This window comes from Cupriavidus sp. TMH.W2 (assembly GCF_050847365.1).
Classification (GTDB): Bacteria; Pseudomonadota; Gammaproteobacteria; order Burkholderiales; family Burkholderiaceae; genus Cupriavidus.
Genome location: NZ_CP193792.1, coordinates 2046967 through 2061698, shown reverse-complemented (window position 1 = coordinate 2061698; position 14732 = coordinate 2046967). Strand labels below are relative to the sequence as shown.

The window sequence follows — 14732 nt, the reverse complement described above, 5'->3', positions numbered from 1 at the left end:
GGCAACGACCATGATCCGACTACTTTCCGGCGACCTGCCGCGCAGCCGCGTGCTGACCCTGATCCTGCTGCTGATCCTGGTGGCGCTGGCGTGCGCGCCGTTTGCCTTCCCCGGCGCGCGTGCGCTCAATATGGCGGCCAAGATCTGCATCTTCGTGGTGCTGGTGGCCAGCTATGACCTGCTCTTGGGCTATACCGGCATTGTTTCCTTTGCCCACACCATGTTCTTCGGCATTGGCGGCTATGGAGTGGCCATCGCCATGTCGCGCATGGAGCCTGGCTGGGGAGCATTGCTGGTGGGCACCGCCGGTGCGCTGGCGGTGTCGGCGCTGCTGGCCTTCCTGATCGGGCTGTTCTCGCTGCGGGTGCGGGCGATCTTCTTCGCCATGATCACACTGGCGGTGGCGACCGCCTTTGCCACGCTGGTGTCGCAGCTGTCGGAATGGACCGGCGGCGAAGACGGCCTGACTTTCAAGGTGCCTGAGGTGCTGCGCCCCGGCTTTACGCTGGGCGACGCCGAGTGGCTGGGGGTGCCGCTGAGCGGCAAGCTGCTGAGCTACTACCTGGTATTCGCCGGCGCGCTGGCGTTGTTCCTGGTGCTGCTGCGCATCGTCAACTCACCCTTTGGCCGGGTGCTGCAGGCGATCCGCGAAAACGACTTCCGCGCCGAGGCGATCGGCTACCGCACCGTGGTGTACCGCACCGTGTCGACGGTGCTGTCGGCGATGTTCGCCACGCTGGCGGGCGTGCTGATGGCGATCTGGCTGCGCTACAACGGGCCCGATACCTCGCTGTCGTTCGAGATCATGGTCGACATCCTGCTGATCGTGGTGATCGGCGGCATGGGCACGATCTACGGCGCGGTGATCGGCACGGTGCTGTTCCTGGTGGCGCAGACCTACCTGCAGGACGTGATGAAGCTGGCCAGCGACGCCACGGCCGCGCTGCCGCTGCTGTCGTCGCTGCTGCATCCGGACCGCTGGCTGCTATGGCTGGGCCTGTTGTTCATCCTGAGCGTCTACTACTTCCCGCAGGGCGTGGTGGGACGGCTGCGCGGCACCGGGCCCGTGCAGGACGTGGCAACCTGAGCAGGGGAGACTAACCCATGTACGTCATCGACTGGCTGCACAAGAACGCGCAGCAATTCCCCGACAAGACCGCGCTGGTGGACGTGGAGAGCGGGCGCCACGTGACCTATCGCGACTTCGACGAACGCGCCAGCCGCTTCGCCGAATACCTGCGCGACCACCTGCGCCTTGCACCGGGCACGCGCGTGGCGGTGCTGGCGCACAACAGCTCGGACTACTTCGAGATGCTGTACGGCTGCGCCAAGGCCGGGATGGTGATGGTGTGCCTGAACTGGCGCCTGCCGGCAGCGGAGTTGCTGCCGATCCTGCAAGACTGCACGCCCGAGGTGCTGGTCGCCGGTGATGGCTTCCTGGCGGTGGCGGCCGAACTGGCACGCGCCGTGCCGCTGCGCGCGGTGCTGCATCTTGCCGACGACGAAGCGGCCGACGTGCCCGGCGGCTGGACCGAATACGAGGCGGTGCTCGACGCGGCCTCCGGCCGCATCATCGAGATGCCTTGCCGCGACGAGTCCGAGATCTGGCACCTGCTCTATACCTCCGGCACCACCGGCAAGCCCAAGGGCGTGATCCAGACCTACGGCATGGTCTTCTTCAATGCCGTCAACGCGATGCTGGCCAACAAGATCACGCGTGACGACGTGTTCCTCAGCGTGCTGCCGTTCTTCCATACCGGCGGACTGAACCTCTATGCCAACCCGGTGCTGCACGCGGGCGGCACGGTGCACATCATGCGCCAGTTCGATCCGCAGGTGGTGCTGGGCAAGCTCGACCGCGCCGGCGGCGAGGGCATCACCATGTTCTTCGCGGTGCCGGCGGTGTACCTGTTCCTGAGCCAGCATCCGCGCTTTGCGCAGGCGGACTTCGCCGGCGTGCGCAATATGTCGGCGGGGGGCTCGCCGGTGCCCAGGCCGCTGCTGGAGGCCTACCTGGCCAAGGGCGTGACCATCTGCTTCGGCTTCGGCATGACCGAGACCGGCCCCACGGTCTTTGTCTGCGACGAGGACACCGCGCGCCGCAAGATCGGCACCATCGGCAAGCCGGTGGGGTCGATGCTGACCCGCATCGTCGATCCGCTGGGCGTGGACGCAGGCCCGGGCAAGCGCGGCGAGCTGCTGATCAAGGGCCCTGGCGTGACCCCGGGGTACTGGAACCTGCCAGAGGCCACCGCGCTGGCGATCCGCGACGGCTGGCTGCATTCCGGCGATATCGCCTATCGCGATGAGGACGGCGACTACTACATCGTCGACCGCGCCAAGGACATGTTTATCTCGGGCGGCGAGAACGTCTATCCGGCCGAGGTCGAGAACGTGCTGTTCCAGCTGCCGGGCGTGGCCGAGGCCGCGGTGATCGGCACGCCCGATGCACGCTGGGGCGAGGTCGGCATGGCACTGGTGGTGCTGCGCCCTGGCGCCACGCTGGACGCCGACGCCGTGATTGCCCACTGCAAGGCGCAGCTGGCCGGCTACAAGGTGCCGCGCCATGTGCGCTTTCTCGATGCGCTGCCGCGCACGCCGTCCGGCAAGGTCGAGAAGCACAAGCTGCGCACAACGTTTTCAGCCTGAAGCGCATGGCCGCGCCAGCCGTTGCCGTTTGCATGGATTCCCGCCGCAACTCGCAGTTTCCGTAGTCTTCGCAGTCTCCGCAGTCCTCGATCTGAGATTAACTCGACCGCGCCCGCTACCCGGTCGCGGCAGGAGGAGGTTGACATGCATTCCACGAAATTCCCGCCGCAGCGGCAACGCCGCCTCGGGCGCACCGTGCTCGCGGTCGCCGCATCGATGCTGGCCGCCGCCTGCGGTTCGGGCGACGATAACAACGGCAACGGCAGCAACCCCAATACCAAGCCGGCGAATATCGGCACGGTCACCATCAACAGCTACAACGGCACCACCGACGACCTGCTGACCGCGGGCCTGGGCAAGGACGGCCTGGCCAGCGCCACGGCGCCGCTGCCGGCCAACCCCACCGCGCCGACCGCGGCCGAGCTGCGGCGCTACGCGATCTATACCAACTATCGCGCCATCGTCGACACCACCGCCAGCGGCGGCTACGGCTCGCTCTACGGCCCCAATGTCGACGCACAGGGCAATGTCACCGGATCGGACGGCAAGGTGGCCGGCGTGGAGTACCTGGCCTTTTCGGACGACGGCTCGGGCCAGCAGAACGTGACCATGCTGGTGCAGATCCCCGCCACGTTCAACACGTCGAAGCCGTGCGTGATCACCGCCACGTCGTCCGGTTCGCGCGGCGTCTATGGCGCCATTGCCACCGGCGAATGGGGCCTGAAGCGCGGCTGCGCGGTGGCCTATACCGACAAGGGCACCGGCGCCGCGCCGCATGACCTCGATACCGACACCGTGCCGCTGATCGACGGCACCCGCGCCGCGCGCGCGGCGGCGGGCAAGAATGCGCAGTTTGCCGCGCCGGCGGGGGCTGCCTCGCTGGCCGACTTCACCGCAGCCAACCCGCACCGGCTGGCGTTCAAGCACGCGCATTCGCAGCGCAACCCGGAGAAGGACTGGGGCAAGTTCACGCTGCAGGCGGTGCAGTTTGCGATCTGGGCGATCAATGACCGTTTTGGCGCGGTGTCGGCCAACGGCACCCGCCAGCGCACGCTGGACAAGGGCAAGATCGTGGTGATCGCGTCCAGCGTTTCCAACGGCGGCGGTGCCGCGGTGGCGGCGGCCGAGCAGGATGCCGACGGGCTCATCGACGGCGTGGCGGTAGGCGAGCCCAACCTCAATATGCCGCCCAATACCGGCATCGTGGTGCAGCGTGGCGCAACGCCGGTGACGGCCTCGGGCCGCACGCTGTTCGACTACACCACCACGGCCAACCTGCTGCAGCACTGCGCCTCGCGGTCCACCGCGCTGACCCAGGCGCCGTTCTACACCAACCCCAGCATGGCGTCGTTCTTTGCCAACCGCTGCCAGACGCTGGCGGACAAGGGCCTGGTGAGCGGCGCGAACACGGACCAGCAGAGCGCCAGCGCCCTGCAGGCGCTGCATGCTGCGGGCTGGGAAGCGGAATCGGACGACCTGCACCCGTCGCTGGCCGCGTTCGACGTGGCCGCCGCGATCTCGGTCACCTACGCCAACGCGTATGCCCAGGCAAGCGTCACCGACCGGCTGTGCGGCTACAGCTTTGCCAGCACACTGACCGACCTGAAGCCTGCGGCCATCGCGCCCGCCGCGCTGGCGTCGATGTACGCCACCGGCAACGGCGTGCCGCCGCAGGCGCCGGTCCAGCTGATCAATGACCGCGACCCGCAGAATGGGCCGTTCCTGAACCTGGCATCGATTTCCGGCTCGACCGGTCGCGCCGACCTCAACTTCGACGGCGCCAACTGCCTGCGCAGCCTGCTGACCGGCGCCGACGCCACCGCGCGTGCGTTGCAGGCCGGCCAGGCGCTGGCGCTGCGCAACGGCAACCTGCGCGGCAAGCCTGCGGTGATCGTGCACGGGCGCAGCGACGGGCTGCTGCCGGTCAACCACACCTCGCGCCCTTACCTTGGCCTGAACCGGCAGCAGGAGGGCGTCAACAGCAAGCTGTCGTATGTCGAGGTCGAGAATGCCCAGCACTTCGATGCCTTCATCGGACTGGTGGCGGGGTACAGCAACCGCTATGTGCCACTGCACGTCTACCTGAACCGGGCGCTGGACGCGGTCTACGACAACCTCACCGCGGGCAAGGCGCTGCCGCCGTCGCAAGTGGTGCGGACCACGCCGCGTGGCGGCACCTTCAACACCCCGGCGCCGGCGCTGCTGCTGTCCAACGTGCCGCCGATCGCCGCCACCCCGGCGGCCGGCAACGTGATTTCCATCAACGCCAACACCGTACAGGTACCAGACTGATGAACCACGCCCTGCCGCCCGTGCTGTCGCAGCGCGATTTTGACCGCTTTGCCGCCTTGTCGCGCGACGACAACCCGATCCACTGCGATCCGGCCTTTGCCCGTGGCACGCATTTCGGTGCCACCGTGGCGCACGGCATGTTCCTGTTTTCGCTGCTGTGCGCCCATACCTGGCGGCAACTGCCCGGACCGGCGTTGCCGGTCGGGCAGACGCTGATGTTCCCGACGCCTGCCTTCGTTGGCGATGCGGTGCAGGTCGCGCTGGCGCCGCAGGCGGCGCCGGCGGGGCTGGTGGCCTACGGCACCACCGTGGGCAGTGCGGGCGAGCCGGGCGAGGCGCCGCGCGTCACGGCCGTGGGCGAGTCGCTGTGGCTGCCGGATGCCAGTCCTGCCGGACTGGACCGGCCGCCTGCCGAGGCGGGCCAGGCGCCGGAGGCGGGGGATGCCGGCCTGTACCGCCTGCGCCCCGGGCAGGAAGCCAGTGCGAGCCGGGCCTTCACGGCGGCGGACCTGGACGAATACATCACCCTGAGCGGCGATGCCAATCCGTACCACGCCGATCCGGGTTTTGCCCGCGCGCGCGGGTTTGACGGCCCGGTGGTGCCGCTGCCGTTGCTGGCCGGCATGTTCTCGGACCTGCTCGGCACCCGGCTGCCGGGACGCGGCACGGGCTGGATGAAGCAATCGCTGCGGCTGGCCTCGGCCGCGCGGCTGGATGAGCCGCTGACGGCGCGCGTGCGCATCGTGCGGCTGCGCGCCGGCAAGGACCTGGTCAACCTGGCCAGCGTGGTCACGGGCGCGGACGGGCGCGTGGTGGTGCAGGGTGAATCACTGGTGCTGGTGCGCAACCTTGCCGACAAGGGCACGGCCGGAACCGCCTAGCCGCGTATCGCTTGCAGCACTTGCGAGCATAGGGGCCGGGGTTGCCGACACTGAGCCCGACCAGGATCATTGCGTTCCGGCGTGGCCTTGAAATGTCGCGACAAAGCCTTATCTTTCGGAAAGACATCCAGTGTCCGGCAGGGCATACGGGCGCTCCGGCAACCACGACCGGAGCCGACGCCCCCGCATCAGGACACGACCTATCCGAGAGAGGGATTCCTTATGCGTCTAGACAAACTGACCACCCGGTTCCAGGAAGCGCTGGCTGATGCGCAAAGCCTGGCGCTGGGCAACGACAACCAATACATCGAACCGCAGCACGTGCTGCGCGCGCTGCTGTCGCAGGACGACGGCGCCGCCAAGGCATTGCTGGCGCGCTCCGGCGTCAATGTGCAGGGCCTGCAGACGGCGCTGGACGCCGCCATCAAGCGTCTGCCGCAAGTGCAGGGCACCAGCGAGGTCCAGATCGGCCGCGACCTGGTGAACCTGCTCAATGCGACCGAGAAAGAAGCCATCAAGCGCGGCGACCAGTTCATCGCCAGCGAACTGTTCCTGCTGGCCGTCGCCGACGACAAGGGCGAGGCCGCCCGCATCGCGCGTGAGCACGGCCTGAACCGCAGGTCGCTGGAATCGGCCATCCAGGCCGTGCGCGGCGGCGATTCGGTCAACAGCGCCGAGGCCGAGGGCCAGCGCGAGGCCCTGAAGAAGTACACCATCGACCTGACCGAGCGCGCCCGCATCGGCAAGCTCGACCCCGTGATCGGCCGCGACGACGAAATCCGCCGCGCTATCCAGATCCTGCAGCGCCGCACCAAGAACAACCCGGTGCTGATCGGCGAGCCGGGCGTGGGCAAGACCGCCATTGTCGAAGGCCTGGCGCAGCGCATCGTCAACGGCGAGGTGCCCGAGAGCCTGAAGAACAAGCGCGTGCTGGTGCTGGACATGGCCGGGCTGCTGGCCGGCGCCAAGTACCGCGGCGAGTTCGAGGAACGCCTGAAGGCGGTGCTCAACGACGTCGCCAAGGACGAAGGCCAGACCATCGTCTTCATCGACGAGATCCACACCATGGTCGGCGCCGGCAAGGCCGAGGGCGCCATCGACGCGGGCAATATGCTCAAGCCGGCGCTCGCGCGCGGCGAGCTGCACTGCATCGGCGCGACCACGCTGGACGAGTACCGCAAGTACATCGAGAAGGATGCCGCGCTGGAGCGCCGCTTCCAGAAGGTGCTGGTGGACGAGCCCAGCGTGGAGGCCACCATTGCCATCCTGCGCGGGCTGCAGGAAAAGTATGAGCTGCACCACGGCGTGGAGATCACCGACCCGGCCATCGTCGCCGCGGCGGAGCTGTCGCACCGCTATATCACGGACCGCTTCCTGCCCGACAAGGCGATCGACCTGATCGACGAGGCGGGCGCGCGCATCAAGATGGAAATCGATTCCAAGCCGGAGTCGATGGACAAGCTCGAGCGCCGCACCATCCAGCTCAAGATCGAGCGGGAGGCGGTCAAGAAAGAGACCGACGAGGCGTCGATGAAGCGCCTGGAGCTGATCGAGCAGGAAATCGCGCGCCTGGAGAAGGAATACGCCGACCTGGACGAGATCTGGAGGGCCGAGAAGGGCGCCGCGCAGGGCACGGCCGCGCTCAAGGAAGAGATCGAGAAGGTCAAGCTGGAGATTGCCAAGCTGCAGCGCGAAGGCAAGCTGGACAAGGTGGCCGAGCTGCAATACGGCAAGCTGCCGGGGCTGGAAGGCAAGCTCAAGGCCGCGACCGACGCCGAGGCCAGCGAGCAGAAGCAGCCCAACAAGCTGCTGCGCACGCAGGTGGGCGCCGAGGAAATCGCCGAAGTGGTGAGCCGCGCCACCGGTATCCCGGTATCGAAAATGATGCAGGGCGAGCGCGAGAAGCTGCTGAAGATGGAAGACCGCCTGCATGCGCGCGTGGTGGGCCAGGACGAAGCCGTGCGGCTGGTGTCCGATGCCATCCGCCGTTCGCGTGCCGGCCTGGCCGACGAGAACAGGCCTTATGGCTCGTTCCTGTTCCTGGGCCCGACCGGCGTTGGCAAGACCGAGCTGTGCAAGGCCCTGGCCGAGTTCATGTTCGATTCGGAAGAGCACCTGATCCGCATCGACATGAGCGAATTCATGGAGAAGCACAGCGTCAGCCGCCTGATCGGCGCGCCGCCGGGATATGTGGGCTACGAGGAAGGCGGCTACCTGACCGAAGCCGTGCGCCGCAAGCCGTACAGCGTGGTGCTGCTCGATGAAGTCGAGAAGGCCCACCCGGACGTCTTCAACGTGCTGCTGCAGGTGCTGGACGACGGCCGCCTGACCGATGGCCAGGGCCGCACGGTGGACTTCAAGAACACGGTGATCGTGATGACGTCCAACCTGGGTTCGCAGATCATCCAGGCGATGGCCGGCGAGCCGCAGGAAGCGGTCAAGGGCGCGGTCTGGCAGGAGGTGCGCACGCATTTCCGGCCCGAGTTCCTGAACCGGATCGATGAGGTGGTGGTGTTCCACGCGCTGGACCAGAAGCATATCGAATCGATCGCGCGCATCCAGCTGCAACGCCTGCAGAGCCGCCTGGCCCGCATGGACATGACGCTGCAGGTGAGCGAGACAGCGCTGGAGAAGATCGCCAGCGCAGGCTACGACCCGGTGTTTGGCGCGCGCCCGCTCAAGCGCGCGATCCAGCAGCAGATCGAGAACCCGGTGGCACGCGCCATTCTGGAAGGCAAGTTCGCCGCCAAGGATGTGGTGCCGGTGGATTATGTCGATGGCGAGTTCACCTTCGGGCGGTCTCTGCATTAAGTCCGGAGTTTCAAAACGTGTCGCCATCAATCCCTGCGCGTGAGCGCAGGGATTTTTTTTGTCCTGAATTTCCCCTCGCGTGTAAGGCAGGCGGTTCCCGTGCAAATTTTTCACGCCGCGCCGCCGCCGTACTGCTTCGAGCGCCGGATGCACGCCAGAATTCCAGTGGCACGCTTTTCGCGTCGTAAAGGGCCTGAGTTTCGCTGCAAGGCGCTGCGCCTGACGCAGCCCTATCCCCCAGGAGCCTTTTATGACCGACAAGCCCTTCCTTACAGACGTCAAGACGCTGCGAGAGCGTGCCCGTCAGCACATCGACGACGGCGCGGTGACCGCGGGCTATGGCGCCGACCGCGAGACCGTGCTGAAGCTGCTCAACGACGCGCTGGCCACGGAGATCGTCTGCGTGCTGCGCTATCGCCGCCACTACTACATGGCGAAGGGGCCGAACTCGAAGAGCGTGGCCGATGAGTTCCTGGCCCATTCCAATGAGGAACAAGGCCATGCCGACCAGATTGCCGAGCGCATCGTGCAGCTGGGCGGCGAGCCCGACTTTGCCCCGGACGGCCTCGCCAGCCGGTCGCACGCGGAATATGTGGCGGGCGCCTCGCTGACCGAAATGATCAAGGAAGATCTGGTGGCCGAGCGCATCGCCATTGACAGCTACCGGGAAATCATCCGGTTCCTGGGCGAGCGCGACCCGACCTCGCGGCGGATGATGGAAGGCATCCTCGCCGTCGAAGAGGAGCATGCCGACGAGATGGCCGACCTGCTGAGCCGGCACGCCGGCGGCTGAGCGGGATTGCCACGCACTTGATATTGGTCAAGCCGCGTCGGCGGCCGGGCCGATAAGATTCGTCCTGTCATGGAGATGCGGGGGCGCTCTTCATGACTTGTCTACCCGTTTCCAGAATGGAAACTTGGCCCGCACCGGCTTGCCGGTGCGGGCGTTTTCTTTTGTGCGTGCCGATTGCACCACCTGCTTGCGCCATCCTGGCGCGCCGCGCCTGCGCTCGCGGGCATGCCCATATTTCTGTCCGATCTTATGCAAAAACCGGCGAAGGATCGGCGAAACCATTCGTTCCGTTCAGATAGGCCCGTCGGTAGTCTTGCTCCTGACACAAGTCCCCCAACCCAGGCGGACCCAAGCAAACAGGCGCCTGGCGCCCATTCACGACACTGACGGGAGCAACACAAGATGATCCGCAAACTGGCTATCGGCCTGGCCGTACTTGGCGCCCTGACCGCGGCGCAGACCGCAGCGGCTGCCAACCTGCTGAACGTTTCCTACGACCCGACGCGCGAACTGTATGTCGATGTCAATGCCGCCTTTGCCAAGGCCTGGAAGGCCCAGGGCGGCGACGCCCTGAATGTGCGCCAGTCGCACGGCGGCTCGGGCAAGCAGGCGCGCTCGGTGATCGACGGGCTGGACGCCGACGTGGTCACGCTGGCGCTGGGCTATGACATCGACGCCATCGCGGAGAAGGGCCTGATCAGGCCGGACTGGCAGAAGCGCCTGCCGCACAACGCCTCGCCGTACACCTCGACCATCGTGTTCCTGGTGCGCAAGGGCAATCCCAAGGGCATCAAGGACTGGGGCGACCTGGTCAAGCCGGGCGTGCAGGTGATCACGCCCAATCCCAAGACCTCGGGCGGCGCGCGCTGGAACTACCTGGCGGCATGGGGCTATGCGCAGCGCCAGCCGGGCGGCAATGACGTCAAGGCGCGCGAGTTCGTGGGCGAGCTGCTCAAGCATGTGCCGGTGCTGGATTCGGGCGCGCGCGGTGCCACCACGACCTTTGTCGAGCGCGGCCTGGGCGATGTGCTGATCGCGTGGGAAAACGAAGCCATCCTGGCCGTCAAGGAGCTAGGTCCGGACAAGTTCGACATCGTCGCGCCGTCGGTGTCGATCCTGGCCGAGCCGCCGGTGGCCGTGGTCGACAAGGTGGTCGACAAGAAGGGCACGCGCAAGGCAGCCGAGGCCTACCTGCAGTTCCTCTACACCGATGAGGGCCAGGAGATCGCGGCGAAGAACTACTACCGCCCGATCTCGGAGAAGGTGGCGGCCAGGTACGCTGCCAACTTCCCGAAGGTCAAGTTGTTCACCATCGACGAGGCCTTCGGCGGCTGGCAGAAGGCGCAGAAGACCCACTTTGCCGATGGCGGCTCGTTCGACCAGATCTACCAGCCCGGCAAGAAATAAACCACGAGACCGGCGCGCCGGGCCGCGTGGGGCGGCCGCGGCGCCGACTGGTCGCATCAGAAGAAGGAAGCCCGATGTCCATCCTGACGCTCTCCGGCAGCCCGTCGGTCCAGTCCCGCTCCGGCCTGGTGCTGGCGCACCTGCGTGCCACGCTCGAGGCTGCCGGCGAACGCACCCGCCACCTCGACCTGCGCAACCTGCCGGCGGGTCCGTTGCTGGCGGCACGCGTGGACGACCCCGTTATCGCCGCCGCCACGCATGCCGTGTCCGAGGCGCAGGTGGTGGTGCTGGCCACGCCGGTCTACAAGGCTGCCTACAGCGGCCTGCTCAAGGCCTTCCTCGACCTGCTGCCGCAGGCCGGCCTGCGGGACAAGATCGTGCTGCCGATCGCCACCGGCGGCAGCCTCGCTCATGCGCTGGCGATCGACTATGCGCTGCGCCCGGTGCTGTCGGCGCTGGGCTCGCGCCAGATCCTGCCCGGCATCTTTGCCGTGGACCAGCAGATCGAATCCTTTGAAGCCGCCGGCGTGCGCCAGGCGCGCTTCGATGCCGCGCTGTCGGCCCGCCTGGATGAAGGGGTGCTGCGCGTGCGCGATGCGCTGGCGCATTCCCGCATCGAGGTGCCGCTTGACGTAGTGCCCGGCGCCTTGGTCCAGCGCGCGGCCGCGCTCGCGGTGGCCGGGCGATGTTCCGCCTGAACTGACTGATTGACTGAAACGGCGCCGGCCAGCCCGGCGCAACGGCAGCGACGCCATGCCACCCGCCACGCGGGGCAGGGACGCTTGCCGCCCCAACCAACCTGGACATCAATCCGGCCCGCAGGGCATTGCCGCGGGCCATGGAGGACATCGCATGACACTGATCAACCCGCTGCGCACGGCCAGCCAACGCCGCCGCCTGATTACCGCCGCGCTGGTGCTTGCCACCGGCCTGGCCTACGGCCTGCTGCCCGGGCGCGCTGAAGCGCAATCGAAGGACATCGACCCCAAGGTGCTGCGCATCGGCTACCAGAAGTACGGCACGCTGACGCTGCTGAAGGCGCGCGGCACGCTGGAAAAGCGCCTGGCGCCGCAAGGCATCACCGTCAAATGGACCGAGTTCCCCGCCGGGCCGCAACTGCTGGAAGGGCTGAACGTCGGCGCCGTCGACTTCGGCACCGTCGGCGAGGCGCCGCCGATCTTTGCGCAGGCCGCGGGCGCGCAGCTGGTCTATGTTGGCAACGAGCCGCCGGCACCGGTGGCCGAGGCCATCGTCGTGCCCAAGGGCTCGGCGATCCGTTCGGTGGCGGAGCTGCGCGGCAAGCGCGTCGCGCTGAACAAGGGCTCGAACGTGCATTACCTGCTGGTGCGCCAGCTGGGGAAGGCCGGCATCCCCTACGGCGAGATCCAGCCGGTCTACCTGCCGCCGGCGGACGCGCGCGCCGCGTTCGAGCGCGGCGCGGTCGATGCCTGGGTGATCTGGGATCCGTTCCTGGCTGCGGCCGAGAAGCAGCTGGGCGCACGCGTGCTGGCCGATGGCCGCGGCGCGGACGGCAAGAACGTGGTCAGCAACCACCAGTTCTATCTGGCCTCGCGCCCCTATGCACAGGCCCGGCCGGAAATCGTCAGCCTGATCCTGGACGAACTGGCCACGCTGGGCATCTGGGCGGAAAAGAACCAGAAGGAAGCCACCACGGTGCTGACCGGTGAAACCGGGCTGCCGGCCGATGTGCTCGAGCTTGCCGTGTCGCGCTTCTCGTATGGCGCACGGCCGGTCAGCGCCACGGTGCTGGCCGGGCAGCAACGCATCGCCGACACCTTCCACGCGCTCAAGCTGATCCCGAAGCCGGTCAAGGTGGCCGATGCGCGCTGGGACGCGCCGCAGCAGCAGGCGAAGCGATAGCGCCAGCGAAAGAACAAGGAGAACGACATGCAAGTATTCTGGTTCATCCCCACCCACGGCGACAGCCGCTACCTCGGCACTTCCGAAGGCGCGCGCGAGGTCAACTTCGAGTACCTGAAGCAGGTTGCCGTGGCCGCCGATACGCTGGGCTATGAAGGGGTGCTGATCCCGACCGGTCGCTCGTGCGAAGACCCGTGGGTGGCCGCATCGGCGCTGGCAGCGGTGACGCGGCGCCTCAAGTTCCTGGTCGCGGTGCGCCCCGGCCTGATGGCGCCGACGCTGGCCGCGCGCATGGCGGCCACCTTCGACCGCATCTCCAACGGCCGGCTGCTGATCAACCTGGTCACCGGCGGCGATACCGCCGAGCTGGAAGGCGATGGCCTGTTCCTGGACCACGCCGCGCGCTACGAGGCTTCGGCTGAGTTCCTGCGCATCTGGCGCCAGGTGCTGGCCGCCAGCCATGACGGCGACAAGGTGGACTACGAAGGCAGGCATTTGAGCGTGAAGGGCGCCACCGTCCTCTATCCGCCGCTGCAGCAGCCGCATCCGCCCGTGTATTTCGGCGGTTCGTCGGCGCCGGCGCACGCGCTGGCCGGCGAACAGGTCGATACCTACCTGACCTGGGGCGAGCCGCTCGCTGACGTGGCGCAGAAGCTTGACGACGTGCGCCGCCACGCCGCGCGCCATGGCCGCACGGTGAAGTTCGGCATCCGCCTGCATGTGATCGTGCGCGAGACCGATGCCGCCGCCTGGGCCGCGGCGGACGACCTGATCAGCCGGCTCGATGACGAGACCGTGGCGCGTGCGCAAAGCGTGTTTGCGAGGATGGATTCCGAAGGGCAGCGCCGCATGGCCGCGCTGCACGCCGGCGGCACGCGCCGCACGCGCGAGGCGCTGGAGATCAGCCCCAACCTGTGGGCCGGCGTCGGACTGGTGCGCGGCGGTGCCGGCACTGCGCTGGTGGGCGACCCGCACACCGTGGCCGAGCGCATGCGCGAATACGCTGAACTGGGCATCGATACCTTCGTCCTGTCCGGCTACCCGCACCTGGAAGAGGCCTACCGCTTTGCCGAACTGGTGTTCCCGCTGCTGCCGCGCTCGGTGCGCGACAAGCTGCCGGGCAAGGTGCTGTCGGGCCCGTTCGGTGAAGTGATGGCAACCGGAATCGTGCCGCGTGCGGCGCAGAGTTGAAGGGGGCAACCATGAACACGCCGCTGTTACCGCCGCTGCGCCAGGCACCCCGGGCACTGGCGCGCGCGCTGGCCCCGTGGATCGTGCCGGTGCTGCTGATCGCCGTATGGCAGCTGGCTTCGCAGAACGGCTGGCTCTCCAGCCGCGTGCTGCCGGCCCCGCTGGCCGTGGTGCAGGCCGCGTGGGAGCTGGCGCGCTCGGGCGAGCTGTGGAAGCACGTGGGGGTCAGCACCTGGCGCGCGCTGGTGGGGTTTGCCATCGGCGGCGGGCTGGGCCTGCTGCTGGGGCTGCTGACCGGCACCTTCCGCACCGCGGCCACGCTGCTCGACAGCACGCTGCAGATGGTGCGCAACATTCCGGCGCTGGCGCTGATCCCGCTGGTGATCCTGTGGTTCGGCATCGACGAGACCGCCAAGCTGTTCCTGGTGTCGCTGGGCGTGTTCTTCCCGGTCTACCTGAACACCTATCACGGCATCCGTTCGGTCGATGCGGGGCTGGTGGAGATGGCACGCAGCTACGGCTTGTCCGGCTGGCAGCTGTATCGCGAGGTCATCCTGCCCGGCGCGCTGCCGGGCATCCTGGTGGGCGTGCGTTTTGCGCTGGGATTGATGTGGGTGGTGCTGATCGTGGCGGAGACCATCTCCGCGCAATCGGGCATCGGCTACATGACCATGAATGCGCGTGAGTTCCTGCAGACCGACGTGGTGCTGGTGGGCATCCTGCTCTATGCGCTGCTGGGCAAGCTGGCCGACTGGCTGTCGCGCGGGCTGGAGCGCTACTGGCTGCGCTGGCATGCGGGCTACGCCGCGGCCTGACCGGCGCGGCGC

Annotated in this window: 12 protein-coding genes; 11 read left to right on the top strand and 1 reads right to left on the bottom strand. The window is 67.7% G+C overall.

Annotated features, from left to right (window positions below; all coding sequences use genetic code 11):
• Positions 1-10 precede the first annotated feature (10 nt).
• The 6 genes from ACREYQ_RS09430 to ACREYQ_RS09405 all read left to right on the top strand — a co-directional run bounded on the left by ACREYQ_RS09430 (position 11) and on the right by ACREYQ_RS09405 (position 9426).
• Entirely contained in the window at positions 11-1087 is a 1077-nt protein-coding gene (locus ACREYQ_RS09430; protein WP_432257386.1) for a branched-chain amino acid ABC transporter permease, read from the top strand.
• A 17-nt stretch (positions 1088-1104) separates the two neighbouring features.
• The gene (locus tag ACREYQ_RS09425; protein ID WP_432257385.1) at positions 1105-2649 is read left to right on the top strand and encodes an acyl-CoA synthetase; all 1545 of its coding nucleotides are present in this window, start codon (positions 1105-1107) and stop codon (positions 2647-2649) included.
• 144 nt (positions 2650-2793) lie between these two features.
• On the top strand, positions 2794-4941 hold the full coding sequence (locus tag ACREYQ_RS09420) for a D-(-)-3-hydroxybutyrate oligomer hydrolase (RefSeq protein ID WP_432257384.1): 2148 nt from the start codon (positions 2794-2796) through the stop codon (positions 4939-4941).
• Positions 4941-5822: a MaoC/PaaZ C-terminal domain-containing protein gene (locus ACREYQ_RS09415; protein ID WP_432257383.1), complete on the top strand. Its 882-nt coding sequence runs from the start codon at positions 4941-4943 to the stop codon at positions 5820-5822. The genes ACREYQ_RS09420 and ACREYQ_RS09415 overlap by 1 nt, the downstream gene beginning before the upstream one ends.
• Before the next feature lie 222 nt (positions 5823-6044).
• Positions 6045-8633 carry an ATP-dependent chaperone ClpB gene (gene clpB, locus ACREYQ_RS09410; protein ID WP_432257382.1) on the top strand — a complete coding sequence of 863 codons (2589 nt, stop codon included), beginning with the start codon at positions 6045-6047 and terminating at the stop codon, positions 8631-8633.
• A 250-nt stretch (positions 8634-8883) separates the two neighbouring features.
• Positions 8884-9426, top strand: a complete 543-nt coding sequence (locus tag ACREYQ_RS09405) for a ferritin-like domain-containing protein (protein ID WP_432257381.1) — start codon at positions 8884-8886, stop codon at positions 9424-9426.
• Positions 9427-9516: 90 nt separating this feature from the next.
• Here ACREYQ_RS09405 and ACREYQ_RS09400 read toward each other — a convergent pair whose 3' ends face one another.
• Complete coding sequence (locus tag ACREYQ_RS09400) at positions 9517-9708, bottom strand: hypothetical protein (RefSeq protein WP_432257380.1); 192 nt, start codon at positions 9706-9708, stop codon at positions 9517-9519.
• A 120-nt stretch (positions 9709-9828) separates the two neighbouring features.
• Between ACREYQ_RS09400 and ACREYQ_RS09395 the strand changes: the two genes are divergently transcribed.
• From ACREYQ_RS09395 to ssuC, 5 genes are all read left to right on the top strand, one after another.
• Positions 9829-10833, top strand: coding sequence for a sulfate ABC transporter substrate-binding protein (locus ACREYQ_RS09395; RefSeq protein WP_432257379.1), 1005 nt, complete (start codon positions 9829-9831; stop codon positions 10831-10833).
• 74 nt (positions 10834-10907) lie between these two features.
• Complete coding sequence (gene ssuE / locus ACREYQ_RS09390) at positions 10908-11531, top strand: NADPH-dependent FMN reductase (protein ID WP_432257378.1); 624 nt, start codon at positions 10908-10910, stop codon at positions 11529-11531.
• A 154-nt stretch (positions 11532-11685) separates the two neighbouring features.
• Entirely contained in the window at positions 11686-12714 is a 1029-nt protein-coding gene (locus tag ACREYQ_RS09385) for a sulfonate ABC transporter substrate-binding protein (protein ID WP_432257377.1), read from the top strand.
• 27 nt (positions 12715-12741) lie between these two features.
• Positions 12742-13905: an FMNH2-dependent alkanesulfonate monooxygenase gene (gene ssuD / locus ACREYQ_RS09380; protein WP_432257376.1), complete on the top strand. Its 1164-nt coding sequence runs from the start codon at positions 12742-12744 to the stop codon at positions 13903-13905.
• Between the two features lie 11 nt (positions 13906-13916).
• Complete coding sequence (ssuC, locus tag ACREYQ_RS09375) at positions 13917-14720, top strand: aliphatic sulfonate ABC transporter permease SsuC (protein WP_432257375.1); 804 nt, start codon at positions 13917-13919, stop codon at positions 14718-14720.
• The last annotated feature ends 12 nt before the right edge of the window (positions 14721-14732 follow it).